The 25,853-nt window shown below is 67.4% G+C and carries 22 protein-coding genes; 9 read left to right on the top strand and 13 right to left on the bottom strand.

Annotated elements, in window-relative coordinates; all coding sequences use genetic code 11:
- Nucleotides 1–95: 95 nt before the first annotated feature.
- The 8 genes from SGFS_RS29345 to dnaA form a co-directional block, all read right to left on the bottom strand.
- Nucleotides 96–932 carry a DUF3566 domain-containing protein gene (locus SGFS_RS29345; protein ID WP_286254737.1) on the bottom strand — a complete coding sequence of 279 codons (837 nt, stop codon included), beginning with the start codon at nucleotides 930–932 and terminating at the stop codon, nucleotides 96–98.
- Nucleotides 933–951: 19 nt separating this feature from the next.
- Nucleotides 952–3,549, bottom strand: coding sequence for a DNA gyrase subunit A (gene gyrA / locus SGFS_RS29340; protein ID WP_286254736.1), 2,598 nt, complete (start codon nucleotides 3,547–3,549; stop codon nucleotides 952–954).
- Between the two features lie 42 nt (nucleotides 3,550–3,591).
- Complete coding sequence (gene gyrB, locus SGFS_RS29335; protein ID WP_286254735.1) at nucleotides 3,592–5,655, bottom strand: DNA topoisomerase (ATP-hydrolyzing) subunit B; 2,064 nt, start codon at nucleotides 5,653–5,655, stop codon at nucleotides 3,592–3,594.
- A gap of 384 nt (nucleotides 5,656–6,039) precedes the next feature.
- Nucleotides 6,040–6,573, bottom strand: a complete 534-nt coding sequence (locus SGFS_RS29330) for a DciA family protein (RefSeq protein ID WP_286254734.1) — start codon at nucleotides 6,571–6,573, stop codon at nucleotides 6,040–6,042.
- The gene (gene recF, locus SGFS_RS29325; RefSeq protein WP_286254733.1) at nucleotides 6,570–7,694 is read right to left on the bottom strand and encodes a DNA replication/repair protein RecF; all 1,125 of its coding nucleotides are present in this window, start codon (nucleotides 7,692–7,694) and stop codon (nucleotides 6,570–6,572) included. Before recF ends, SGFS_RS29330 begins: the two co-directional genes overlap by 4 nt.
- 131 nt (nucleotides 7,695–7,825) lie before the next feature.
- Nucleotides 7,826–8,701, bottom strand: coding sequence for a phosphogluconate dehydrogenase (NAD(+)-dependent, decarboxylating) (gene gnd / locus SGFS_RS29320; RefSeq protein WP_286254732.1), 876 nt, complete (start codon nucleotides 8,699–8,701; stop codon nucleotides 7,826–7,828).
- 193 nt (nucleotides 8,702–8,894) lie between these two features.
- On the bottom strand, nucleotides 8,895–10,025 hold the full coding sequence (dnaN, locus tag SGFS_RS29315; protein WP_286254731.1) for a DNA polymerase III subunit beta: 1,131 nt from the start codon (nucleotides 10,023–10,025) through the stop codon (nucleotides 8,895–8,897).
- A 911-nt stretch (nucleotides 10,026–10,936) separates the two neighbouring features.
- Nucleotides 10,937–12,904 carry a chromosomal replication initiator protein DnaA gene (gene dnaA, locus SGFS_RS29310; protein WP_286254730.1) on the bottom strand — a complete coding sequence of 656 codons (1,968 nt, stop codon included), beginning with the start codon at nucleotides 12,902–12,904 and terminating at the stop codon, nucleotides 10,937–10,939.
- A 419-nt stretch (nucleotides 12,905–13,323) separates the two neighbouring features.
- Here dnaA and rpmH point away from each other — a divergent pair, with 419 nt between their 5' ends.
- From rpmH to SGFS_RS29265, 9 genes are all read left to right on the top strand, one after another.
- On the top strand, nucleotides 13,324–13,461 hold the full coding sequence (rpmH, locus tag SGFS_RS29305) for a 50S ribosomal protein L34 (protein ID WP_005482975.1): 138 nt from the start codon (nucleotides 13,324–13,326) through the stop codon (nucleotides 13,459–13,461).
- A gap of 21 nt (nucleotides 13,462–13,482) precedes the next feature.
- Nucleotides 13,483–13,854, top strand: coding sequence for a ribonuclease P protein component (gene rnpA, locus SGFS_RS29300; RefSeq protein WP_286254728.1), 372 nt, complete (start codon nucleotides 13,483–13,485; stop codon nucleotides 13,852–13,854).
- Nucleotides 13,851–14,204: a membrane protein insertion efficiency factor YidD gene (gene yidD / locus SGFS_RS29295; RefSeq protein ID WP_286254726.1), complete on the top strand. Its 354-nt coding sequence runs from the start codon at nucleotides 13,851–13,853 to the stop codon at nucleotides 14,202–14,204. The genes rnpA and yidD overlap by 4 nt, the downstream gene beginning before the upstream one ends.
- Nucleotides 14,205–14,207: 3 nt before the next feature.
- Nucleotides 14,208–15,518 carry a membrane protein insertase YidC gene (yidC, locus tag SGFS_RS29290; protein WP_286254725.1) on the top strand — a complete coding sequence of 437 codons (1,311 nt, stop codon included), beginning with the start codon at nucleotides 14,208–14,210 and terminating at the stop codon, nucleotides 15,516–15,518.
- 15 nt (nucleotides 15,519–15,533) lie between these two features.
- The gene (locus SGFS_RS29285; RefSeq protein ID WP_286254724.1) at nucleotides 15,534–16,046 is read left to right on the top strand and encodes a Jag family protein; all 513 of its coding nucleotides are present in this window, start codon (nucleotides 15,534–15,536) and stop codon (nucleotides 16,044–16,046) included.
- A gap of 115 nt (nucleotides 16,047–16,161) precedes the next feature.
- Complete coding sequence (rsmG, locus tag SGFS_RS29280; protein WP_286254722.1) at nucleotides 16,162–16,878, top strand: 16S rRNA (guanine(527)-N(7))-methyltransferase RsmG; 717 nt, start codon at nucleotides 16,162–16,164, stop codon at nucleotides 16,876–16,878.
- Between the two features lie 318 nt (nucleotides 16,879–17,196).
- Nucleotides 17,197–18,270 (top strand): ParA family protein, encoded by a 1,074-nt coding sequence (locus tag SGFS_RS29275; protein ID WP_286260123.1) that lies wholly within the window; start codon nucleotides 17,197–17,199, stop codon nucleotides 18,268–18,270.
- Nucleotides 18,267–19,361: a ParB/RepB/Spo0J family partition protein gene (locus SGFS_RS29270; RefSeq protein WP_286254720.1), complete on the top strand. Its 1,095-nt coding sequence runs from the start codon at nucleotides 18,267–18,269 to the stop codon at nucleotides 19,359–19,361. The genes SGFS_RS29275 and SGFS_RS29270 overlap by 4 nt, the downstream gene beginning before the upstream one ends.
- A gap of 325 nt (nucleotides 19,362–19,686) precedes the next feature.
- The gene (locus SGFS_RS29265) at nucleotides 19,687–20,304 is read left to right on the top strand and encodes a GNAT family N-acetyltransferase (RefSeq protein WP_286254719.1); all 618 of its coding nucleotides are present in this window, start codon (nucleotides 19,687–19,689) and stop codon (nucleotides 20,302–20,304) included.
- Between the two features lie 52 nt (nucleotides 20,305–20,356).
- On the opposite strand, the gene trxA is transcribed toward SGFS_RS29265, so the two are convergent.
- The 5 genes from trxA to SGFS_RS29240 form a co-directional block, all read right to left on the bottom strand.
- Nucleotides 20,357–20,689 carry a thioredoxin gene (trxA, locus tag SGFS_RS29260; RefSeq protein ID WP_286254717.1) on the bottom strand — a complete coding sequence of 111 codons (333 nt, stop codon included), beginning with the start codon at nucleotides 20,687–20,689 and terminating at the stop codon, nucleotides 20,357–20,359.
- 40 nt (nucleotides 20,690–20,729) lie between these two features.
- Nucleotides 20,730–21,701 (bottom strand): thioredoxin-disulfide reductase, encoded by a 972-nt coding sequence (gene trxB / locus SGFS_RS29255; RefSeq protein WP_286254716.1) that lies wholly within the window; start codon nucleotides 21,699–21,701, stop codon nucleotides 20,730–20,732.
- Nucleotides 21,702–21,877: 176 nt separating this feature from the next.
- Nucleotides 21,878–22,816: an anti-sigma factor family protein gene (locus SGFS_RS29250; RefSeq protein ID WP_286254714.1), complete on the bottom strand. Its 939-nt coding sequence runs from the start codon at nucleotides 22,814–22,816 to the stop codon at nucleotides 21,878–21,880.
- Entirely contained in the window at nucleotides 22,813–23,523 is a 711-nt protein-coding gene (sigM, locus tag SGFS_RS29245) for an RNA polymerase sigma factor SigM (RefSeq protein WP_286254713.1), read from the bottom strand. Before sigM ends, SGFS_RS29250 begins: the two co-directional genes overlap by 4 nt.
- 562 nt (nucleotides 23,524–24,085) lie before the next feature.
- Nucleotides 24,086–25,783: a protein kinase family protein gene (locus SGFS_RS29240; RefSeq protein WP_286254711.1), complete on the bottom strand. Its 1,698-nt coding sequence runs from the start codon at nucleotides 25,781–25,783 to the stop codon at nucleotides 24,086–24,088.
- Nucleotides 25,784–25,853 lie beyond the last annotated feature (70 nt).

Raw genomic sequence — 25,853 nt, 5'->3', positions numbered from 1 at the left:
GTGTGTCCCGCGCGCTGACTCCTGAAGATTAGCGCACGACGTGGGCAGTCCCAAAATCGATACCCGGGGGCGACCTGCGGGCGCCCCGGGTGCCGCTACTCGTCCTCCGCCAGCGTCAGCTCGATGCCGCCCACGAAGCCCGCGGAGAGGTTGTAGATGAAGGCGCCGAGGGTGGCGAGGGCGGTAGCGAGGACCACGTCGATGACGGCGATGATCGCCGTGAAGACCAGCACGTTGGGCAGCGACAGGAAGGACTGCAGGTCGAAGCCGTTGGACTCGTTCGAGCCGGTCGCCTCGGAGATCGTGGCGCCGACCGTGGAGAACACGCCCATCGCGTTCATGACCATCCACAGCACCGCGGCTGCGACGATCGTGCAGATGCCGAGCGCGATGGAGAGCAGGAAGCTGACCTTCATCACGGACCACGGGTCGGCCTTCGCCACCCGCAGGCGCGCCTTGCGCGTACGAGGCGCCGTACGCGCTCCCGTGCGCGGCTTGCGCTCCGAACCCTCGGGCGTCGGCTGGTAGGCGTTCGGCGGGTGGTACGGCCCCTGCTGCTGAGGCTGCCGCTCCCCGGGCAGCGCCGACCCGCCGGCCTGCGCCTGGGCCTGGACATGAGGCTGGGGCTGAGCCCCGCCCGGCGCTCCGGCCGGCGCCGCGCCCGGGCCTGTCGGCGGCGCGTACTGGCGGCTCTGCGGACCTCGGGTGTCCGTCACCGTTCCCCCCTGGGATGCCTGGGATCCCCGCCCGTCGGGCGAGGACGAGGACGAAGGCACCGCCGAACCGGTCGTGTTCGGCTTGATCGCCTTCAGTTGCGTCGTATGCGTATCCGCCGCGGGCGCGGCGGAGCCACGGCCGCGGCCGTCCGTGTCCTTACCGGCCGAATTACCGGTGGACGTACCGGACGATCCGGCGCCCGTGGCTCCGCTCACGCTGACTCACTCCTCGTGCCTACTCGGCCGAGGGCACCTCACCCTCGTCCGTGCCGGTGGGCGCGACGGTCTCGGCGGTCTCGTCCACGGCGTCGTCGCCGTCGACCTCCTCCGCCTCCCGCCCCGCCTCGGCGTTACGAGCGATACCGACCACGGCATCGCGCTTGCCCAGGTTGATCAGTTGGACGCCCATGGTGTCACGGCCCGTCTCCCTGATCTCATTGACCCGCGTACGAATCACACCGCCCGACAGTGAGATGGCGAGGATCTCGTCGGTCTCCTCGACCACCAGCGCGCCGACCAGCGAACCGCGGTCCTCCACGATCTTGGCGGCCTTGATACCGAGGCCACCGCGACCCTGGACGCGGTACTCGTCGACGGCGGTCCGCTTCGCGTACCCACCGTCCGTAGCAGTGAACACGAACGTACCGGGTCGAACAACATTCATCGAGAGCAGCTCGTCCTGCTCACGGAAACTCATGCCCTTGACACCCGAGGTGGCACGGCCCATGGGCCGCAGCGCCTCGTCCGTCGCCGTGAAGCGGATCGACTGGGCCTTCTTGCTGATCAGAAGGATGTCATCCTCGGCCGAGACGAGTTCGGCTCCGATCAGTTCGTCATCGGAACCGTCCTCCTTTTCACGGAGGTTGATCGCGATGACACCGCCGGAACGGGGCGAATCGTAATCCTTCAGAGGCGTCTTCTTCACAAGACCACCCTTGGTGGCGAGCACCAGGTAGGGCATGGCCTCGTAGTCGCGGATCGCGAGGATCTCGGCGATGGCCTCGTCCGGCTGGAAGGCCAGCAGGTTGGCGACGTGCTGTCCACGCGCGTCACGCCCGGCATCCGGCAGTTCGTACGCCTTGGCCCGGTAGACGCGGCCCTTGTTGGTGAAGAACAGAAGCCAGTGGTGGGTCGTGGACACGAAGAAGTGGTCGACGATGTCGTCTTCCTTGAGCTTCGCGCCCCGAACTCCCTTGCCGCCGCGCTTCTGCGCCCGGTAGTCGTCGGCCTTCGTGCGCTTGACGTAGCCGCCGCGCGTGACCGTGACGACGATGTCCTCCTCGGCGATGAGGTCCTCGATGGACATGTCGCCGTCGTAGGGCACCAGCATCGTCTTGCGGTCGTCGCCGTACTTCTCGACGATCGCGGCGAGTTCAGCGCTCACGATGCCGCGCTGGCGGACCGGGGAGGCGAGGATCTCGTTGTACTCGCGGATCTTGGCCTGGAGTTCGTCGTGCTCCTGGATGATCTTCTGGCGTTCCAGGGCGGCGAGGCGGCGCAACTGCATCTCGAGGATGGCGTTGGCCTGGATCTCGTCGATCTCCAGGAGCTCCATCAGGCCCGTGCGCGCGATGTCGACGGTGTCGCTGCGCCGGATGAGCGCGATGACCTCGTCGATGGCGTCCAGCGCCTTCAGCAGACCGCGCAGGATGTGCGCCCGCTCCTCGGCCTTGCGCAGCCTGAAGCGCGTACGGCGGACGATGACCTCGATCTGATGCGTCACCCAGTGGCGGATGAACGCGTCCAGGGAGAGGGTGCGGGGCACGCCGTCGACCAGCGCCAGCATGTTGGCGCCGAAGTTCGTCTGCAGGTCGGTGTGCTTGTACAGGTTGTTCAGCACGACCTTGGCGACCGCGTCGCGCTTCAGGACGATGACGAGGCGCTGGCCCGTACGGGACGACGTCTCGTCACGCACATCGGCGATGCCACCGATCTTGCCGTCCTTCACCAGGTCGGCGATCTTCTGCGCGAGGTTGTCCGGGTTGACCTGGTACGGCAGTTCCGTGACCACCAGGCACTGGCGGTTCTGGATCTCCTCGACCTCGACGACCGCACGCATGGTGATCGAGCCGCGGCCCGTGCGGTACGCCTCCTCGATGCCCTTGCGGCCGACGACGAGGGCGCCGGTCGGGAAGTCGGGGCCCTTGATGCGCTCGATCAGCGCGTCAAGGAGCTCCTCGTGGGAGGCCTCGGGGTTCTCCAGGTACCACTGGGCGCCGGCCGCGACCTCGCGCAGGTTGTGCGAGGGGATGTTGGTCGCCATGCCGACCGCGATGCCCGCCGAACCGTTGATCAGCAGGTTCGGGAAGCGCGCCGGCAGAACCGTCGGCTCCTGGTTGCGGCCGTCGTAGTTGTCCTGGAAGTCGACGGTCTCCTCGTCGATGTCCCGGACCATCTCCATGGACAGCGGCATCATCTTGCACTCGGTGTACCGCATGGCCGCGGCCGGGTCGTTGCCCGGAGAACCGAAGTTGCCGTTGGAGTCCACCAGCGGCATCCGCATCGACCACGGCTGCGCGAGGCGGACCAGCGCGTCGTAGATCGAGGAGTCGCCGTGCGGGTGGTAAGTGCCCATGACGTCGCCGACGACACGGGCGCACTTGTAGAAGCCCTTCTCGGGCCGGTAGCCGCCGTCGTACATGGCGTACAGGACACGGCGGTGGACAGGCTTGAGACCGTCGCGTACGTCGGGCAGCGCGCGGGACACGATGACGGACATCGCGTAGTCCAGATACGAGCGCTGCATCTCCGTCTCGAGCCCGACGGGCTCGATGCGCACGGTCGTCTCGCCTTCAGAAGGCTCAGGCGTGACTGGGGTGTTCTCGTCGGCCATTGCTGGTGGTGATCCTTCCTGATGCGGTCAGCTGAGACCGACTCAGATGTCGAGGAAGCGGACGTCCTTGGCGTTGCGCTGGATGAACTGGCGCCGGGCCTCGACGTCCTCACCCATCAGCACGGAGAACAACTCGTCGGCCTGGGCGGCGTCGTCGAGCGTGACCTGGCCGAGGACGCGGTGGTCCTGGTCCATGGTCGTCACTCGCAGTTCCTCGGCGTTCATCTCGCCGAGGCCCTTGAAGCGCTGGATGGAGTCTTCCCTGACGCGCTTGCCGTTCTGTCGGCCGAGCTCGATCAGGGCATCGCGCTCACGGTCCGAGTACGCGTACTCGAAGTCGTCCCGGCCCCACTTGATCTTGTAGAGCGGGGGACGCGACAGGAACACGTGTCCGGCCTCGACCAGCGGGCGCATGAAGCGGAACAGGAAGGTCAGCAGCAGGGTGTTGATGTGCTGGCCGTCGACGTCGGCGTCCGCCATCAGGATGATCTTGTGATAGCGGAGCTTGGAGATGTCGAAGTCCTCGTGCACACCCGTGCCGAAGGCGGAGATCAGTGCCTGGATCTCCTGGTTCTGCAGGATCTTGTCGATCCGCGCCTTCTCGACGTTGAGGATCTTGCCTCGGATCGGGAGGATCGCCTGGTACTGCGGGTTCCGGCCGGACTTGGCCGAGCCGCCGGCGGAGTCACCCTCGACGATGAAGATCTCGCACTTGATCGGGTCGTTCGACTGGCAGTCGCTCAGCTTGCCCGGCAGCGAGGCCGTCTCCAGCAGACCCTTGCGGCGCGTGAGGTCACGGGCCTTGCGGGCCGCCACGCGGGCGGTGGCCGCCTGGATCGACTTGCGGATGATGTCCGCGGCCTCGACCGGGTTGCGGTCCAGCCAGTCCGTCAGGTGCTCGTGCACGACCTTCTGCACGAAGGTCTTGGCCTCCGTGTTGCCCAGCTTGGTCTTGGTCTGGCCCTCGAACTGCGGCTCGCTGAGCTTGATCGAGATGATCGCAGTCAGACCCTCGCGGATGTCGTCACCCGTGAGGTTGTCGTCCTTCTCACGAAGCAGCTTCTTGTCGCGCGCGTAGCGGTTGATCAGACCGGTGAGCGCCGCACGGAAGCCCTCCTCGTGCGTGCCGCCCTCGTGCGTGTGGATGATGTTGGCGAACGAGTACACACCCTCGCTGTAACCACTGTTCCACTGCATCGCGACCTCGACGGACAGGAACTTGTCCTTGTCCTCGGCCTCGAAGTCGATGACGGACGGGTGAACCGCCTCTCCCTTACGGGAGTTGAGGTGCTTCACGAAGTCGACGATGCCGCCCTCGTAGTGGTACGAGACGGTCTTGACCTCGTGCTTCTCGTCCTCGCCGGCCTCGTCCGCACCGGCCGTGGCCTTCGCGGACTCGCGCTCGTCAGTGAGTTTGATGGTCAAACCCTTGTTGAGGAACGCCATCTCCTGGAAGCGCCGCGAGAGCGTCTCGAAGGAGTACTCCGTGGTCTCGAAGATGTCAGCGTCGGCCCAGAAGGTCACCGACGTGCCGTGATCGTCCGTCGCCTCGTGCTTGGCCAGCGGAGCCGTCGGGACACCCAGCTTGTAGTCCTGCGTCCAGCGGTAGCCGTCGGTCTTGACCTCGACGGCGACCCTGCTGGACAGGGCGTTCACCACGGAGACACCGACGCCGTGCAGACCGCCGGAGACCGCGTAGCCGCCGCCACCGAACTTGCCGCCCGCGTGCAGCACCGTCAGCACGACCTCGACGGCCGGCTTCCCCTCCGAGGGGACGATGCCCACCGGGATGCCGCGGCCGTTGTCGACGACCCGGACGCCACCGTCGGCGAGGATCGTCACATCGATGGTGTCCGCGTGCCCGGCCAGGGCCTCGTCCACGGAGTTGTCGACGACCTCCTGCACGAGGTGGTGCAGGCCACGCTCACCGGTCGAGCCGATGTACATGCCGGGCCGCTTGCGGACCGCGTCCAGCCCTTCGAGGACGGTGATGGCGCTGGCGTCGTACGAGGCTGTGACCTCGCCGTTGGCGCCGGCGTCGGTGGACGGGATGTTCTCGTTGGGGTTGCCGGAATCGGCCACGAAGCGCCCTTTCTGGCACAGCACAAGCCAGGCTCCCGGCGGGTTTGCCGGAGCGGCTGCGGCATGTTGCGGTGGAAGCCTTTGTCAGCGTTGCACAGTGTTTCCGAAGCGGTCCCCACGAATGGGGCGGGATTGGCTTCCAGTCTACCGGTAGCGCCGACAGTGATGGGGGTTTGCCGGTACCTGAGTCCGCATGTGCCGCCCTGAACCGGTCTCTCCCGACTCCCCATATGCGGAATGGGGCTCCAAGAGGCTCACAGCGGCACTCAGCGCTTCCGGGTGTCAACCCTTTGCTACTCCCGGGTCACGTCGACGTTCACAACCGCGTTCGATCGTGCGCGCCGGAGCACACGGCCGAACCGCCGGGCGGCCGAAGGCTCCCGGACCGGGCTTCGAATGTGACCACGCTCACCCGTAGGTGTCGCCGGGCCCTGTGCTCCCTGGGGCCCGCAGCGGCCCGTAGCGACGGGCGGAACCCCCCGGCCCCTGCACCTTCAGCAGCCGTACGGTGCCGTGGCCGAGGTCCTCGTTCAGTCGGGCGACCAGCTGCGGGGCGAGCAGCCGCACGTTCGTCGCCCAGGCCGTCGAGTCGCACCGCACATGCAGCACCCGCTCGTCCTCGTCGTACCGCTCCGGCACGCAACGCCTGGCCAGGTCCTCACCGACGATCTCCGGCCAGCGGCCCATGACCCCGCCGACGGCGGCCGGGGTCTCCCAGCCACGCTCGGTGATCAGCCGGTTGATGGCGGGGCCGAGCGCCATCGGGTCCCGGCCGTCGGCACGCGCACCGGAGCGCAGACCGCCGCCGCGCCGCGCCTGCTTCTTCTGCTGGGTGGCCTCGCCACGCGCGCGTGCCGCCTCCTTCGCCGCGCGCAGCGCCACGCGCGCGAGGTCCACGCCGGACGGCTCGGGAGACTTCGGGGTTCCCTCGGATCCGCTCACAGCCGCTCCACCGTCCCGTCGGACACGGCGTACCGCGTCTGTGTCAGTACATCCGGTACGTCGTCGTCGACCGCGGCGGTCACCAGCACCTGCTCGCCCGGCGCGACCAGCTCCGCCAGCCGCTCGCGGCGACGGGCGTCCAGCTCGGCGAAGACGTCGTCGAGGATCAGCACCGGTTCGTTGCCCTCGGCCCGCATCAGGTCGTACGAGGCGAGCCGCAACGCCAGCGCATAGGACCAGGACTCACCGTGGGAGGCGTATCCCTTGGCGGGCAGCTGACCGAGTTTGAGAATCAAATCGTCTCGATGGGGGCCCACGAGGGTGACGCCCCGCTCGATCTCCTGCTTGCGGGCCTCCGCCAGGGCGGCCATCAACTGCTCGTACAGCTCCTCGCGCGTGTGGCCGACGATCCCCGGGGAAGAGGGTTTGTATTCCAGACCGATGGGGCCGCCGCCGGGCGCCAGCTGCTCGTACGCCTTGTCGGAGAGCGGCTGGATCGCGGCGACCAGGTCGAGCCGCTGGGCGAGCAGTTCGGCGCCCACACGGGCGAGGTGCTGGTCCCACACGTCGAGGGTGGACAGGTCCATGGACCGGCCGCCGTGGCGGCGGGCCAGCGCGGCCGTCTTCAGGAGCGTGTTGCGCTGCTTGAGGACCCGCTCGTAGTCGGAGCGCACACCCGCCATACGCGGCGCCCGCGAGGTGATCAGCTCGTCGAGGAAGCGCCGCCGCTCCCCGGGGTCGCCCTTGACCAGCGCTAGGTCCTCGGGCGCGAACAGCACCGTCCGTACGATGCCGAGCACATCACGCGGTCTGACCTGCGAGGACCTGTTGATACGGGCGCGGTTGGCCTTGCCGGGGTTCAGCTCCAGCTCGACCAGCTGCTGCCGCTCGCCCTGCCGCACCTGGGCCCGGATCACCGCGCGGTCGGCGCCCATGCGGACCAGGGGCGCGTCCGACGACACCCGGTGGCTGCCGAGGGTGGCGAGATAGCCGACCGCCTCGACCAGGTTCGTCTTGCCCTGCCCGTTGGGGCCCACGAACGCGGTGACGCCCGGGTCGAGCGGGACCTCGACCCGGGCGTACGAGCGGAAGTCGGCCAGCGACAGATGCGTGACGTGCATGGTCGGGTGCCGACCTCCCCCAGGCTTGTGGACCGCTGTGCGGCCCTGTGGACTACTTCTCGCCGACCGTTCGTACGTGCGTGCGCTCTGGCATTCTCGCGCCCCGGCCGTGGGCTGTTGCCTCTCGGCGGCTACTTCCTCTCGACCGCGTGGCCGCCGAACTGGTTCCGCAGCGCCGCGATCATCTTCATCTGCGGGGAGTCGTCCTGCCGCGACGCGAACCGCGCGAAGAGCGACGCCGTGATCGCGGGCAGCGGCACGGAGTGATCGATGGCCGCCTCCACGGTCCACCGGCCCTCACCGGAGTCCTGCGCGTAACCCTTGAGCCGCTCCAGGTGCTCGTCCTCGTCCAGCGCGTTAACCGCCAGATCCAGCAGCCAGGAACGGATGACCGTACCCTCCTGCCAGGACCGGAAGACCTCACGGACGTCCGTGACCGAGTCGACCTTCTCGAGCAGCTCCCAGCCCTCCGCGTACGCCTGCATCATCGCGTACTCGATGCCGTTGTGGACCATCTTCGCGAAGTGGCCGGCGCCGACCTTGCCCGCGTGGACCGCGCCGAAGTCGCCCTTGGGCTTCAGTGCGTCGAAGACCGGCAGCACCTTGGCGACGTTCTCGGCGTCGCCGCCGTACATCAGCGCGTAGCCGTTCTCCAGGCCCCAGACACCGCCGGAGACACCGCAGTCGACGAAGCCGATGCCCTTGGCCGCCAGCTCCTCGGCGTGCTTCTCGTCGTCCGTCCAGCGGGAGTTCCCGCCGTCCACGACGACGTCGCCGGGCTCCAGCAGCTCGGCCAGCTCGTCGATGGTCGACTGGGTGGCGGCTCCGGCCGGGACCATCACCCACACGACCCTCGGACCCTTGAGCGCGCCCACAAGCTCTTCGAGGCTGTGGACATCGGCGAGGTCCGGGTTCCGGTCGTATCCGATGACGGTGAGGCCCGCGCGGCGTATTCGCTCGCGCATGTTGCCGCCCATCTTGCCGAGGCCGACGAGACCGAGCTCCATCAGTTGTTCCTTAGGTAGCGACGTGCAGTGGGGCACCTGTGTGCCCATGCACGAGCCTAAACCCGGACGCTCATGCACACCTGTGGGCATACCCGCTCATACGTACGCTCCGACCTGCGGCTTCACGCCCTCATGCCGAGGGCCCGGTGATCCATCCACCGGGCCCCACAGCACTGTGGACAACTGCGACGGCTCAGCCGCTCAGTCGCACCGGCATGATCAGGTACTTGTAGGCCTCGTCCGCCTCCGCGTCCACCGCCGGCTTGCCGCTGAGCAGCGCGGGCTTCGTGGACGTCGTGAAGGACAGCTGGGCGACCGGGGAGTCGATGGCGCTCAGGCCGTCCAGCAGGAAGGTCGGGTTGAAGGCGATCGAGATGTCGTCGCCGTCCAGCTGGGCGTCGACCCTTTCCACAGCCTGTGCGTCGTCGCTGGAGCCGGCCTCCAGGATCAGCACGCCCTGCTCGAAGCTGAGCCGCACCGGGGTGTTCCGCTCGGCGACCAGGGCCACGCGCTTCACGGCCTCCACGAAGGGGGCGGTCTCGATGACGGCCACGCTGTTGAACTCCGTCGGGAACAGCGTGCGGTACTTCGGCAGATCGCCCTCGAGGAGACGCGTCGTCGTACGACGGCCGGCGCCCTCGAAACCGATCAGGCCCTCGCCGGCGCCGGAGCCGGAGAGCGCCAGGATGACGCTGTCGCCGCTCGTGAGGGCCTTGGCGGTGTCCAGGAGCGTCTTGGCGGGCACCAGGGCGACCGCGGACGCGTCCGGGTTCTCCGGCTTCCACAGGAACTCGCGGACCGCGAAGCGGTAGCGGTCGGTGGAGGCCAGCGTGACCGTGTCGCCCTCGATCTCGATACGCACACCGGTGAGCACCGGCAGCGTGTCGTCGCGCCCGGCTGCGATGGCCACCTGGGCGGCGGCGGAGGCGAAGACCTCACCGGGGACGGTGCCGGTCGCAGTCGGCATCTGCGGCAGGGCGGGGTATTCCTCCACAGGCAGGGTGTGGAGCGTGAACCGCGAGGAGCCGCAGACCACCGTCGCCCGTACACCGTCTGTGGAGATCTCCACCGGGCGGTTGGGAAGGGCGCGGCAGATGTCGGCGAGCAGACGGCCCGAGACGAGGACCGTGCCCTCCTCCTCGACCTCCGTCTCCACGGACACACGCGCCGAGACCTCGTAGTCGAAGCTGGAGAGGCTCAGCTGGCCTTCCTCGGCCTTCAGCAGGAGGCCGGCGAGGACAGGCGCCGGCGGACGGGCCGGGAGGCTGCGCGCCGCCCAGGCCACTGCCTCCGCGAGTACGTCGCGTTCCACCCGGATCTTCACTGTTGCCGCCTCCTGCTGTTGCCGGCGCTTCTCGCCCTGCCTGGCTTCGTCGTCTGTCTCGGTGTCACGGCTCCCTGGGACGGGAAGGACACCGGGGAACAGTCTGACGCACGCCACTGACACTCGGAGCCTCTCAGGGTCAAGTCGTGACGAGGCGCGGTCAGGCAGCCCGGAGCAAGTTGTGCACAGGACCCACTTCGAAACGGATTCCCAGCTCTCTCTAGTTGGGAGTAGTAGTAGGGCCTGTGGAAACCGTGGATAACTGCGTTTTCCCAGCTCAGGCAGCAAATTTTGTCCACCGGGCCTGTGGGTGGAGGCAGTGGACAACCGGGGGTATCTGTGGAGAACAGAAAGTTCTGCACACCCCATGCACAGCCCGGGGCGACTTCTCCCCAACGGCGTCCCCAGGTTTACCCACCTTTCCCACAGCCCAACCAGGCAACTTCGTGTGACGCCTTTCACTCGACGCGGTGAGAAGGCGCGTTGGCTTGCCGAACAGTGGACAGCCATGTGGAGAAGCTCGGGATCACTGGGGACAACAGCCCACAGCCTGTGGGTTGCCGGTGGACAACTCCGTCCACAGGCTGTGGATCACAACTTCATCCACAGCCTGTGGAGATCTTTCGTCCACGAATCCACAGGCGATTGACCTGGACCGATGATCTCCCAACCGCTCCCCCTGTGGACACGATCTGCATAACTTCCCGGTCCCCAGGGTGTGGACGGGAGAAAGTCCCCGAATCTGTGGAGGATGGCCGTAACCCGGCCGGTATTCGAACACCTGATGACGGCACGACCACGGCGGAGGGCGCCGGGCAACGCCTCAGGAGCCGTCCGAAGGGCACTACAAACGCCGAGGGCGCCCTCGGGAACTCGTCCCGGGGCGCCCTCAGTGGCGTACGAGGTGGCTGTCAGCCGTTCTTGATGCGGTTGGTCAGCTCCGTCACCTGGTTGTAGATGGAGCGTCGCTCGGCCATCAGCGCGCGGATCTTGCGGTCGGCGTGCATGACGGTGGTGTGGTCGCGGCCGCCGAACTGGGCGCCGATCTTCGGCAGCGACAGGTCGGTCAGCTCGCGGCACAGGTACATGGCGATCTGGCGCGCCGTCACCAGGGCGCGGCCGCGCGAGGTGCCGCACAGGTCCTCGACCGTGAGGCCGAAGTAGTCGGCGGTCGCGCCCATGATCGCCGTCGCGGTGATCTCCGGGGCCGAGTCCTCGCCCCCGGGGATCAGGTCTTTGAGGACGATCTCGGTCAGTCCCAGGTCCACCGGCTGGCGGTTGAGCGACGCGAACGCCGTCACCCGGATCAGCGCGCCCTCCAGCTCGCGGATGTTGCGAGAGATCCGGGACGCGATGAACTCCAGCACCTCCGGCGGGGCGTTCAGCTGCTCCTGCACCGCCTTCTTGCGCAGGATCGCGATCCGGGTCTCCAGCTCGGGCGGCTGGACGTCGGTGATCAGACCCCACTCGAAACGGTTCCGCAGCCGGTCCTCCAGGGTCACCAGCTGTTTGGGCGGCCGGTCGCTGGAGAGCACGATCTGCTTGTTCGCGTTGTGGAGCGTGTTGAAGGTGTGGAAGAACTCCTCCTGCGTCGACTCCTTGTCCGCGAGGAACTGGATGTCGTCGACGAGCAGGATGTCCATCTCCCGGTACCGCTTGCGGAAGCTGTCGCCCTTGCCGTCGCGGATGGAGTTGATGAACTCGTTGGTGAACTCCTCGGAGCTCACGTACCGCACCCGGGTGCCGGGGTAGAGGCTCCGCGCGTAGTGGCCGATCGCGTGCAGCAGGTGGGTCTTGCCGAGCCCCGACTCCCCGTAGATGAAGAGGGGGTTGTACGCCTTCGCCGGCGCCTCGGCGACCGCCACCGCGGCCGCGTGCGCGAAGCGGTTCGAGGCACCGATGACGAACGTGTCGAAGAGGTACTTGGGGTTCAGCCGTGCCGTGGGCTCGCCCGCACCACCACCCGCACCCGTCGGGCCGGGCTTCGGACCGGGGCCGCCGCCGACCGAGGGCAGCGACGGGCCGCCCCGATGCGCCGGGCCCGACGGCGGCTCGGGCCGCTCCCGCCGGTCGGGACGGTCGTAGTCGCCGCCCGGCCTGTCGTAGTCGGCGCGCGGGGAGTCGTACTCCGGGCGCTGCTGCTCGTACGGCGGCCTGTCCATCGACTGCGCGCGGTAGTCCGACGACGGCGACGCGTACGGGTCCCGCTCCGGGAAGCCGAGTCGCTGCTGCTGCCAGCCGTAGTCGTCCTGCGACGGCCGGGGCCAGGCGCCCGGCTCGGGGCGCTGGTAGTCGGACGGGTACGCGGGGCGGGCGGTGGGCAGCGGGTCCTGGCGGCCGTTCGGGAGCTGGTCCGCGGGCCCGCCGCTCAGCTGCTCGCCGCGGCCGGGCCCCCTGCCCTCGGCGCGGTGGCGGCCGTAGCCCTCGTACGGGTCGCGCGGCTGCCCCTCATAAGAGGAGGGGCTCTCGTAGGAGTCGCGGGGGTCGCGCCCCTGACTGTCGTACGCGTCACGCCCGTGACCGTCGTATGCGTCACGGCCCGGGCCCGAGGGCGCCTCGGACTCCTCGTACCGGGGCGTCATCTGAGGGGCCGGGGGCTCGCCCACCGAGCTGTCGACGGTGATCGCGATCCGGATCGGGCGGCCGCACTCCCGGCTCAACGTCTCGCTGACGACCGGCGCGAGCCGTCCTTCGAGTACGCCCTTCGCGAACTCGTTCGGAACCGCGAGCAGCGCCGTGTCCGCGACCAGAGCCAGGGGCTGGCAGCGCTTGATCCAGTGCTCGTCCTTCGCCTCGACCCCCTGCCCGCGCCCCTCACCGAGAAGCTGCTCCAGAACTCGTGGCCACACTGCGGCAAGATCGGCAGGTACGTCAGCCACAGGGCACGCTCTCTCACAGGTCCCACGAACGTGTGGTTCTGGGGACGGGTCGGGGTGGAACTCGGGTGGTGCGGTCGGGAACGAGGTCAACGGGCCGGGTCGGGGACCGAGCGCCAAGGTGAAGGGAATGAATCCAAGTTCAGTCACGGTAGTCACGGCGGCCGGTACGGTTCAAGTTGTTGTCCCCAGCCTGTGGATAGTGTCTCCTGCTGACCTCCGGTTTGACCGGATGGCGTAGCCGCGCGTACCGTAACCAGGTCGAGTTGTCGATGGCTGCTGCCGCCTGCCTCCGATGGGCACAGATCGCGTCAGGTGATCGGACAGCGGTGCACTCGGGCGTTAATACGAGCTACTCGTGGGCGCACGGTGACAGCCAGGACGGCACCCGCAAACTTCGATTTAATTTCTGGAGCCCCCGAGTGAGCAAGCGCACCTTCCAGCCGAACAACCGTCGCCGCGCGAAGACCCACGGCTTCCGCCTGCGGATGCGCACCCGTGCCGGCCGCGCGATTCTCGCGAACCGCCGCAGCAAGGGTCGCGCCAGCCTGTCCGCCTGATCCTGATCAGGTCATGACGTCGTGCTGCCTACCGAGCATCGGCTGAGGCGGCGCGAGGACTTCGCGACCGCGGTACGACGGGGACGTCGGGCAGGACGCCCGCTCCTCGTCGTCCACCTACGTAGCGGTGCCACCGACCCGCACGCGCCTGGGGAGAGCGCTCCCCCGACGCGTGCGGGTTTCGTCGTGAGCAAGGCCGTGGGCGGAGCTGTCGTACGAAACCAGGTGAAGCGCAGGCTTCGCCATCTGATGCGCGACCGGGTCGCCCAGTTGCCCCCCGGTAGCCTGGTAGTCGTACGAGCGCTGCCCGGCGCGGGCGACGCCGACCACGTACAACTGGCCCGAGACCTGGACGCCGCCATACAGCGGCTGCTGGGAGGGGGCGCACGATGAAGTACCCGCTACTGGCGCTGATCAAGCTGTATCAGTGGACCATCAGTCCGCTGCTCGGGCCGGTGTGCAAGTACTACCCGTCGTGTTCCCACTACGGCTACCAGGCCATCGACCGGCACGGTGCGATCAAGGGCACGGCACTCACCGCCTGGCGCATCCTGCGGTGCAATCCGTGGTCGCTCGGTGGCGTGGACCATGTCCCGCCGCGCAAGCGTCCACGGTGGCACGAGTCGCTGCGCAGCGCTTGGCGCGCACGCAAGGGCGGGACCTCCGCCGCCGAACCGGCCACCGAGGGACCTGTTCCTTCGAGCCCGGCCGCAGAGAGCCCGTCCCATGCCCAAGGAGCATGATTAGTGGACACGATTGCCAGTCTTTTCAGCTTCATCACGACACCCGTCTCCTGGGTCATCGTGCAGTTCCACTCGCTGTACGGTGCGATCTTCGGCCCCGATACGGGCTGGGCCTGGGGCCTGTCCATCGTGTCCCTGGTGGTTCTGATCCGTATCTGCCTGATCCCGCTCTTCGTGAAGCAGATCAAGGCGACCCGGGCCATGCAGACGCTCCAGCCCGAGATGAAGAAGATCCAGGAGCGCTACAAGAACGACAAGCAGCGTCAGTCCGAAGAGATGATGAAGCTGTACAAGGAGTCGGGCACCAACCCGCTCTCCTCGTGCCTTCCCATCCTGGCGCAGTCCCCGTTCTTCTTCGCCCTGTACCACGTGCTCAACAGCATCGCGAACAACGAGACCATCGGCGTCATCAACGAGAGCCTGCTGCAGAGCGCTCAGAAGGCGCACATCTTCGGCGCCCCGCTCGCGGTGAAGTTCACCGACAGCGCGGAGAAGGTCGAGGCACTCAATGCCTCGATCACCGACGTCCGCGTGGTCACCGCGCTCATGATCGTCCTGATGTCGTTCTCGCAGTTCTACACGCAGCGTCAGCTGATGACGAAGAACGTCGACACCTCGGTGAAGACGCCCTTCATGCAGCAGCAGAAGATGCTGATGTACATCTTCCCGATCATGTTCGCGGTCTTCGGCATCAATTTCCCGGTCGGTGTCCTCGTCTACTGGCTGACCACCAACGTGTGGACGATGGGCCAGCAGATGTACGTCATCCACAACAACCCGACCCCGGGTTCCAAGGCCCAGGCCGCCTACCTCGAGCGCCTTTTCAAGCACGTCACGAGCCACGGCAAGACCCGCAACCGCCGTGAGCGCACCATCGTCAAGGCCATCGTCGCCAAGGGCCGCGACCGCAACGAGCACGAGCGCAAGTTCATCGTGGGGCTGAGCAAGGAGGGCCTCGCGGCCCAGGCCGACGGCACCGTGGTGAAGAGCGAGGCCGTGGCCGTCGCCGTCGCCGAGGACGGTACGCCGACGACCGGCACCCCCAAGCGCCAGCAGCCCAAGCGGCAGTCCAAGGCCCAGCGCCAGTCCGGCATCACGAAGGCCGACGATGCGAAGGCCGACGATGCGAAGGCCGACGACGTCGAGCCGAAGGCTGAGCCCACGTCGCTGACCAAGTCCGACGAGCCGCAGGATGCCAAGCCGGCTGCCGCCGCTCAGAAGCCCGCTCCCAAGCCCGGCAGCGGTGGTCGCAGCAAGGCCCAGTCCGGTCAGCGCAAGGGTCAGCAGCGCCCCAAGTCCCCGTCCAAGAAGTAAGAAGGAGCCCATCCCGTGACGGAAGGCACCACCTCCGCCGCCTCCGAGGGTGGCGACACCCTCACCCGCCTGGAGCAGGAGGGTGAGATCGCGGCGGACTATCTGGAAGGTCTGCTGGACATCGCCGATCTCGACGGCGACATCGACATGGACGTCGAGGCCGACCGCGCCTCTGTCTCGATCATCAGCGACTCCGGCAGCCGCGATCTGACCAAGCTCGTCGGCCGGGAGGGCGAGGTGCTCGAAGCGCTCCAGGAGCTCACGCGCCTGGCCGTGCACCGCGAGACCGGCGACCGCAGCCGTCTGATGCTGGACATCGCGGGCTACCGCGCCAAGAAGCGCGCTGAGCTCTCCGAGCTGGGCGCCAAGGCCGCAGCCGAGGCCAAGAGCACCGGCGAGCCCGTGAAGCTCAAGCCCATGACGCCCTTCGAGCGCAAGGTCGTGCACGACGCGGTCAAGTCCGCGGGCCTGCGCAGCGAGTCCGAGGGCGAGGAGCCCCAGCGCTTCGTCGTCGTGCTGCCTGCCTGATTCGGCACGTACGTCCCTCCGGCCCCGTCTGCCCGCAGACGGGGCCGAACTTTGTCAGCCTGTAGTTCTGGTGTCAGCGCCCAGTGCGCTCTTGCGGTACGGAAGGACGGTCCCCGTGACGGAGGCAGCGGAGCTTCCCCCTGCGCCCGAGCAGGCGCGCGACGTATTCGGTGATCGCTACGAGGACGCGGTCCGATACGCCGAACTCCTCGCGGAAGCCGGAGTGCAGCGAGGGCTCATCGGCCCGCGAGAAGTGCCCCGCCTGTGGGAGAGGCACCTGTTGAACTGTGCGGTGCTCTCCGAGGTGGTTCCCGAGGGCGTGACGGTGTGCGACGTCGGCTCGGGCGCCGGCCTGCCCGGCATTCCGCTGGCCCTCGTCCGTGAGGACCTGAAGATCACCCTGCTCGAACCGCTGCTGCGGCGCACGAACTTCCTGAACGAGGTCGTTGAACTGCTGGGCCTCGACCATGTGACTGTCGTCCGCGGTCGCGCCGAGGAGGTCCTCGGGACACTCCAGCCCGTCCATGTGGTGACGGCACGAGCCGTGGCTCCGCTGGATCGGCTGGCCACCTGGGGCATTCCGCTGCTTCGCCCCTATGGAGAGATGCTTGCGCTCAAGGGCGATACCGCCGAGGAGGAGCTGAAGAGCGCGGCCGCGGCTCTGAGCAAGCTCGGCGCCGTGGAGACCTCCATCCATCATGTCGGCGAGGGCGTGGTGGACCCGATGTCCACGGTCGTCCGTGTCGAGGTGGGGGAGAGTCCGGGCGGTGTGCGGTTCGCGGCGAAGCGAGCGAAGGCGGCCAGGGCGGGGCGGGCACGTCGCCGTCGGTGAACGCTCTGCCGCGACAGATGGCCTCTGACACCGTTGATCGGGACGTTGGCTGATCCGTCCTGACGACGAGTCGTACTCCACACAAGCTTCCAAACCTGCGCATCTCGGAGTGTCGCGCGGTGACAGCCTGGGGCACTAGGCATCGTGTTTCACGTGAAACGTCGCTCACTGCTGCACGGCATCATCAGTCGGGGCCGCGCCGCGGCCGAACCGCGCGACCGTAAGCCTCTCGGGTCACTCGGAGAGGTAACGGAGTTGTCCACAGAGGTGGATTTCTCCACAGAACCCCAGGCCTCACTGGTTCACGACCCCGAAGACATGGGAGGCTCTGTTCATTGCGAGCCTGATGTCGAGGAGAGTGAATCCGTGCGGTCCGACGCCAACATCGCGGGACCGATGACCGATCCGGTCCCCGGTCCCCGTACCGAGTCGATGGGGGACGATGTTTCACGTGAAACACCGCCCCCGATGGACGACACTCCCATCGGCCGTGCTGCCCAACTGGCGGTGGAGGCTCTGGGCCGCGCCGGTGAAGGCCTGCCCCGGCCCGAGCAGACCCGGGTCATGGTGGTCGCCAACCAGAAGGGCGGGGTCGGTAAGACCACGACCACGGTCAACCTTGCCGCCTCGCTTGCCCTGCACGGCGCCCGTGTCCTGGTGATCGACCTTGACCCTCAGGGCAATGCGTCCACCGCTCTGGGCATCGACCATCACGCCGAAGTGCCGTCCATCTACGACGTGCTGATCGACAGCAAGCCGCTGGCAGAGGTCGTCCAGCCTGTTCCCGATGTCGAGGGTCTCTTCTGCGCACCCGCCACGATCGATCTCGCCGGTGCGGAGATCGAGCTGGTGTCCCTGGTGGCACGAGAGAGCAGACTGCAGCGAGCGATTCAGGCGTATGAGCAGCCGCTGGACTACATCCTCATCGACTGCCCGCCGTCGCTCGGTCTGCTGACGGTCAACGCGCTGGTCGCCGGCCAGGAAGTCCTCATCCCGATCCAGTGCGAGTACTACGCGCTCGAGGGCCTCGGGCAACTGCTCCGCAATGTCGACCTGGTGCGGGGGCACCTCAACCCCATCCTCCATGTGTCGACCATCCTGCTCACCATGTACGACGGCCGGACGCGCTTGGCGTCTCAGGTCGCAGACGAGGTGCGCACCCACTTCGGCGACGAGGTGCTACGGACGAGCATTCCGCGCTCGGTCCGTATCTCCGAGGCGCCGAGCTATGGGCAGACGGTGCTGACCTACGATCCAGGATCGAGCGGTGCCCTCTCCTACCTTGAGGCAGCCCGTGAAATCGCGCTGAAGGGCGTCGGCGTGGGGTACGACCCGACGCACGCCCATATCGGCGCACAGACCAACCCGAGCATGGCGGAGGGGATCCAGTGAGCGATCGACGAAGGGGGTTGGGCCGTGGTCTCGCCGCACTGATCCCAGCAGCCTCGACAGGAGAGAAGGACTCTCCGGCGGCGGGGGGACCCGCTGCCGCAGCACCGGCGGCATCTGTCTTCATGCCTGAGCGTGGGGTGGCGGCTGCGAAGGTGGCCACGCTCCCGAATGTTTCACGTGAAACAGAGGAGCTGTCGCCGAACGGCGGCGCAGCCGAGGAGGCCACAGCACCCATCGGGGCCTTCTTCGCAGAGCTGCCGCTGGACTCCATCACGCCGAACCCGCGCCAGCCGCGTGAGGTGTTCGACGACGACCTTCTCCAGGAACTCGTCACCTCCATCAAGGAGGTCGGTCTCCTCCAGCCCGTCGTCGTACGGCAGTTGGGTCCCGCTCGCTACGAACTCATCATGGGAGAGCGGCGCTGGAGGGCCTGCCGTGAGGCAGGTCTGGAGGCGATCCCGGCGATCGTGCGGGCCACGGACGACGAGAAGCTTCTCTTGGACGCGCTTCTGGAGAACCTGCACCGTGCTCAGCTGAACCCGCTGGAAGAGGCGGCTGCCTACGACCAGTTGCTCAAGGACTTCAACTGCACGCACGACCAGTTGGCGGACCGTATCGGTCGGTCCCGTCCGCAGGTCTCCAACACCTTGCGTCTGCTGAAGCTCTCGCCCTTGGTCCAGCGCCGTGTGGCCGCCGGCGTTCTCTCCGCTGGACACGCGCGTGCGCTGCTCGCGGTCGAGGATGCGGAGGAGCAGGACAAGCTGGCTCACCGGATCGTGGCCGAGGGACTCTCGGTCAGGGCCGTCGAGGAGATCGTCACCCTCATGGGCTCGCGGCCGAAGACCGCTGCGCGGTCCAAGGCACGCCCGGGCTCGGTTCCCTCTCCTGCGCTGGGCGACCTCGCGACACGGCTCTCGGATCGTTTCGAGACTCGGGTGAAGATCGATCTGGGCCAGAAGAAGGGCAAGATCACCGTTGAGTTCGCCTCCACGGAGGACCTCGAGCGGATCCTCAGCACGCTCGCCCCGGGCGAGAAGCTGGCCCTTCAGAAGAGTCTTCTGGACGACGACTCCGAGGAGACGGAGGCCTGATCCTTCGATTGGGAGGACGGCTTTCGGCTGGTCGACCATCCGAACGGGCTGTGTCCGATGTATACCGGACACAGCCCGCTCTTTGCTTTCAGGCGGTTACTAGGCAATAGCTTCGTGGATACGATGCGTGTTGGTATGGCGCATCGACCTGGTGGACCTTGATGGGAGAGGCGGGGGCCATGCGAACCGTGAGCCGTTCCGGACTGGTGACAGCAGGCCTGGGATTGGGGGCGGTCGGCGGCTTCGTCGGCAGTCTGATCAAGGAGCGGAGCGCTCTGACAGCCGCTCGCGACGCTGCGGGCGAAGGAAGCGAGGAACAGCCTTCATGGGGCGTCGGCTCGTACCGCTCACGCTGGACAACCTTCAGGACCTTCCCAAGCGCTGTCGCACGTGTGTCTTCTGGGAGCTGGACCCAGTCAGTGGCGAAGCAGCGGTAAGGGCAGGCACTCCAGCACTGGAGAAGGAAGCATGGATCTCCGCCGTCCTGCTGGACTGGGGATCCTGTGGACGGGTCGTCTACGTGGACGAGGTACCGGTGGGCTTCGTGCTGTACGCGCCCCCTGCCTATGTGCCGCGCTCCACGGCGTTCCCGACGAGCCCGGTGTCCTCCGACGCGGTTCAGCTGATGACCGGCTTCATCATGCCCGGCTATCAGGGACAGGGACTTGGCCGTGTGATGGTCCAGACGGTCGCCAAGGATCTGCTGCGGCGGGGCTTCAAAGCGATCGAGGCTTTCGGGGACGCTCGCTGGAAGGAGTCGGCGTGTGTTCTTCCCGCCGACCATTTGACGGCTGTGGGCTTCAAGACGGTTCGCCCTCATCCCACTTATCCCCGGCTGCGGTTGGAGCTGCGGACGACGCTCTCCTGGAAGGAGGATGTCGAGCTGGCACTGGATCGACTTCTGGGAGCCGTTCAGAAGGAACCAGCACTGCGACCCCTCTAATGCGGATGGGCCAACCCCCTCGGGTTGGCCCATCCTTGTTTCACGTGAAACATCACTCGGCGATGAAGTCCTCGAGGTCACGCACGATCGCTGCCTTGGGCTTGGCGCCGACGATGGTCTTGGCGACCTCGCCACCCTGGTAGACGTTCAGAGTCGGGATGGACATGACGCCGTACTTGGCAGCCGTGGCCGGGTTCTCGTCGATGTTGAGCTTGACGATCTCGATCTTGTCTCCGTGCTCAGCGGCGATGGCTTCGAGGGACGGCGCGATCTGGCGGCAGGGACCGCACCAGGCAGCCCAGAAGTCCACCAGGACGGGCTTGTCGCTCTTGAGGACATCCTCCTCGAAGGAGTCGTCGGTCACATTCTTCAGGGTGCCGGCCACTGAGGGCTCCTAACTGGTTGGTGCTGTGGGGCGGACGGGGTCAGACGGTGGTCTTCGCGGCCTCGGCGGCCTGCTCGGCGTCAGCGAGGGCGGCGAGGAAACGCTCGGCGTCGAGGGCGGCGGCACAGCCGGTACCGGCCGCGGTGATCGCCTGGCGGTAGGTGTGGTCGACGACGTCACCGGCGCCGAAGACACCGGTCAGGTTCGTCCGGGTCGACGGGGCGGCGACCTTCAGATAGCCCTCGTCGTCCAGGTCGAGCTGACCCTTGAAGAGTTCCGTACGCGGGTCGTGGCCGATCGCGATGAACAGACCCGTCACCGCCAGGTCGGACGTCTCGCCCGTCTTGACGTTGCGCAGCTGCAGGCCTGCGAGCTTCTGGTCGCCCTGGACCGCGGCGATCTCGCTGTCCCAGACGAAGGAGATCTTCGGGTCGGCGAACGCACGCTCCTGCATCGCCTTGGAGGCGCGCAGGGTGTCCCGCCGGTGGACGACGGTCACGGACTTGGCGAACCGGGAGAGGAACGTGGCCTCCTCCATTGCCGTGTCACCGCCACCGATCACGGCGATGTCCTGGTCCTTGAAGAAGAACCCGTCACATGTGGCGCACCAGGAGACACCGCGCCCGGAGAGCGCGTCCTCGTTGGGCAGCCCGAGCTTGCGGTGCTGCGAGCCCGTGGTGACGATGACGGCCTTGGCGCGGTGCACCGTGCCCGCGGTGTCCGTGACGGTCTTGATCTCGCCGGCCAGGTCGACGGCGATGACGTCGTCCGGAATGAGCTCCGCACCGAAGCGTTCGGCCTGGGCACGCATGTTGTCCATGAGATCGGGGCCCATGATGCCGTCCCGGAAGCCGGGGAAGTTCTCCACCTCGGTGGTGTTCATCAGCGCACCACCCGCGGTGACGGCGCCCTCGAACACCAGCGGCTTCAGCGATGCGCGGGCGGTGTAGAGCGCTGCCGTGTAGCCGGCGGGCCCGGAGCCGATGATGATCACGTTACGGACGTCGCTCACGGCTTGATTCCTCGTCTCTGGAGACTTCTGCCTACTGCTGCCGGTGGGAGCTTCTCTGGGAACTCTCACCCCACCCAACGGATCCTAAGGGGCGTGCATTCCCGGTGTGTCCGGGCACACGAAGACGCGGCACCGCACAGGGATGGCAAGGGTGTCAGGAGGCGTGGGGCCGGAGCTCAGGCGCGGGGGTAAGACTGCTTCAGCAGAACCTCACCGGCGGGCGCCGAAGCCTTGCCGACGCACGAGGCGTCGACGACGTACGCGGTGACACGGGATGCGTCGGATGCGTCGGCCAGCACCACGAGATAGGCGTCCTCTCCCTCATAGACGCCGTGTGTGGCGGCGAGGGCGGACACGCTGTTGCCGATGGCCTTCTCAACGCAGTCGGGCACGTCCGTTTTGATGAACGTGTTCGGGCTCACCGGGGAGGCGCCGGGTGTGGTGGGCGCGGTATTGACCCCTACTGAGCCATTGTCCGGTGAGCTCTTGACCTTGGTGTCGGCCAGAAGATCTGTGACCTTCTTCTCCAGCTTGACGCCGGAGAAGGTGTCGGAGACGGTGCGCTCCGCAGTGGTTGCGGGGGTGTCCCCGGAACCGTCGTTGCCCATCGACTGCACCAGGAGTGTGCCCAGCCCGAAGACCGCGGCCGTGAAGACACTGCCGAGGACCACTGTGCTGCGGCGGGTGCGGCGCTTCTTGCCCGTCCGGCCAGGGCCGGTGGACGCGCGGGAGTGGCCCGCAGGGCGACCCAGGGCGGGCGATGTTTCACGTGAAACATGAGCGTCGCCGTTCTCGCCCTGTACCGGCGAGGAGGCGTCGTGAGGGACGGGTGCCCCATCGGCGTCCAGATAGGGGGCCGTGGCGTTCAGCAGGGCTTCGGCGGCCAGTGCGGCATCGATTCGTCCCACCACATCTGCGGGCATGCGCGGAGGGCCCGGCAAGGTGCCGAGCATGCCGCGAATCTCCTCCAGTGAGGCGTACACGTCGGCGCAGAGCGGGCACTCGTCCAGATGCTGCCGCAGATCAGAAGTACGGGAAGGCGGCAGCAGACCTTCGGTGAGGTCGGAGAGCTCGGTGACTTCCGGGTGCTCGGCCGTGTCGGTCGTGGATGTCACGCTCGCCCACCTCCGCCCTTCACAGCAGCTGAATCGCTTGGCCCTGCATTGTTTGGTCCCGCTGCGGGTGGGACGGATGTCCCCTGCGTCCGGTTCCTTCCTTCCCCCGACTTTCTCCCACCGCCCCCACTTCCTGCTCGGAGATGGGTCAGGAGCGGGAGAAGTCTGGCTCTGCCCCGGGCACAGCGGCTCTTGACGGTGCCCGTGGGCACACCGAGGACGTGGGCGGCTTCCGCCACGGGGTAGCCCTGCATGTCCACCAGGACGAGTGCCGCCCGCTGGTCGGGCGGCAGGGTGCCCAGGGCCTCCAGCAGTTGGCGGTGCAGATCGTTGCGCTCGGCCGGAGCGGCCGCTGACTCGTGCGGCTCCAGGAGCTGCTCGAGTCGCTCGGTGTCGTCGACGGGCGACGTCTTGCGTGAGGCCGCCTTGCGGGCACGGTCCAGGCAGGCGTTCACCGTGATGCGATGCAGCCAGGTCGTGACGGCCGACTGGCCGCGGAAGGTGTGGGCGGCCCGATAGGCGGAGACCAGAGCGTCCTGGACGGCGTCGGCGGCCTCCTCGCGGTCCCCCAGCGTCCGCAGTGCCACCGCCCACAGCCGGTCGCGGTGCCGCCGCACGAGTTCCCCGAAGGCGTCGGGGTCGCCCGCGACATGGCGGGCGAGGAGGTCCTGATCGCTTGCTTCGCCGTATCCGGCGCCATCTGCCATTGGTCTCCCCCCCTCGGGGCAACCTTACGGAATCGGCCGTGGGAACGCGATGGGTGAGTGAGTGAGACAGATGTCGTGCTGTACGCCGGCATACGGCTCAGGTGATAGGTAGTGGAGCAAGTCACATTAAATAAGAGATTGGGATCAAGATTAGCTCATTTACTCCCTTGATCATCAGGGTTCGCTGAAAGTTGCGACCGCCCTGCTTTCACTTGCCAGCATTTCTCGGGCGGGAGCCACGACCTGCACCGGGGCTGACTGTAGCGGCGCATGCCCGTGTCTGGGCGCAAGGCTCGAACCAGGCTCAAGTGAACCGGCTGAAAACACCTACAACAACAATGCTTCCCTGAAAATCATGGACGGGAGTCAGGCTGCGGTACCTGTTACCAGTTTTAGGAAATCCTGAAGAGTGACTGTGTGCCGGACGTGAGCGTGATGCGTCCGGCACCTGCTTTTTGAACATCGGAGGAGAATGGTGAAAAGACCTGTCTCTCCTCTCTGAAGCTCACCGAAAGGTCCTCTCAGCAGCCCGCTCCGCCATCCGTTGATGGTCCAAGAACCGTCAGCTGGTCACCTTGATGTCCGCTACCCGGCCGCGGTAGGTGCCGTCGTTCGTCAGCGGAAGCTTGGTCAGCCAGACCAGAAGGTAACGGGACTTGAGGGGCTTGTCGGGCGTGAGGGTGACGCTCGTACCGGAGCCTCCGGCGACCTTCGTGTACGCGTCGAAGGACGTGGGCTCCGAGCTTGCTTCGCTGGAGGCAGCACGGAGCTCGACGGACGTGTCCCCGACGAACGTAACGGTCACCTTCCCGACCTGCTGGACCTTGCCGAGATCGAGAATTATGCCGAGGCCCGACTTCAGGTTTCCGAAGTCGGCACCCTTGTAGAAGTTCGTCTGCCAGTACGACCCTGCGTCGCTGTCGTAGGCCCTGTTTATGTCGGACGGCTTCTCGGATCCGTCGCCGAACGGGTCGAAGTCGTGCGCGCCGCTGATCGCGATCGGCTTGGTGACAGGCTTCGTCGGGCTCTTGTCGTTGTCGTCCGTCGTCTGGCTCGTGTCGGTGTCGCCGGACCGGTCGCGGTGCTCCATGAGCGCGTCGGCGAGCTGCCAGCTGCCGAGGCCCAGCGCGGCGATCAGCAGTGCGGACACCGCCCACTTGAGGGCCCTGCCCGTGCGGCTCTGCAGCGGGGGCGGCGGTGTCGGAATGGGCTGGGTCGCGCCGGCGTGCGGTGCCTGGCGGCCGTAGGTCCCCTGCTGGTACGTCGTGCGCTGGTAATCGGGCGGGGCGGTGAACGCCGGCTCCGGCGGGCGGATACGGGGCATCTCACCGATCGCCTTCACGAGTTCCTCGGGCGTGGTGCACGGGGACTCATGACGGGAGGCGGTCGCACCGTCGTTGGCGAGCGCACGCATGGCGAGCTCCGACAGGCCTCGGTGGACGCCCGCGCGCACCTGGTCGGGGGCGATGAGCCCGACGCCCTTGGGAAGCCCGGAGAGGCCGTACGCATCGCTCTCGTACGGCCAGCGCTGGGTGAGCGCGGCGTAGAGCAGTGCGCCGATCGCCTCGGTGTCCGTGCGCTGCGGGGTGTCGGAGCTGATGCCTCGCAGCGCGGCGTTCACCGCGAGACCGCGGATGCGCCACTGGCCCGAGGCGGACCGCAGTACGGCGCTCGGGTTGAGCCGGAGGTGGGAGAGACCCTCGCGGTGTGCGGCGGCCATGGCGTGGGAGATCTGCGTGACCATCTGGTACGCGTCATGCGGCTCCAGCGGGGCGGCGGCGAGGAGTGCCGTCAGCTCCGTGGCGTCGGGGAGCCACTCGTGCACCACGTACACGAGGTCGTTCTCCTCGACGGCGTCCAGGACTTGGACGAAGCGGGGATCGCCGAGCAGCGCGGACGAGCGGGCCGCCGCCAGCACCGAGCGCGCTCGTGAATGATCGGCGGGCAGCACATGCACACCGACCGCGCGACGGAGTTTCTCGTCCACCGCACGCCAACTGCTGAAACCGTCCAGACGGGTGACGCACTCTTCAAGGCGGTAGCGTCTGGCGAGCTTGTGGCCACTGTGCAGTTCGGGTGGCGTCGTCTTCGCGAGGTCCTCGCCGCCACTCCCCTGTGCCTCTTCGCTCGCCGAGCTGTCCGTGTCCCGCTCCCGGTTCTGGGCCACCCCGTCGGCCGTGGACTGGTCCGCCTGTGCGGTCAGCGGCTCGTCGCCGCTGTTGTCTGCCACGTCGACGGCAGCCGTGCTCCGTTCCGCCACCGTCGTCCCTGCCTCCCCATCCGTTGAGCGCTCTGCGGCGCCAAAGCCAATTGTGCCCACAGTCCGCCGC

It is taken from the genome of Streptomyces graminofaciens (assembly GCF_030294945.1).
GTDB classification, from domain to species: Bacteria; Actinomycetota; Actinomycetes; order Streptomycetales; family Streptomycetaceae; genus Streptomyces; species Streptomyces graminofaciens.
Note: the sequence above shows the minus strand (reverse complement) of the source record. Positions and strands in the feature narration are given on the sequence as shown.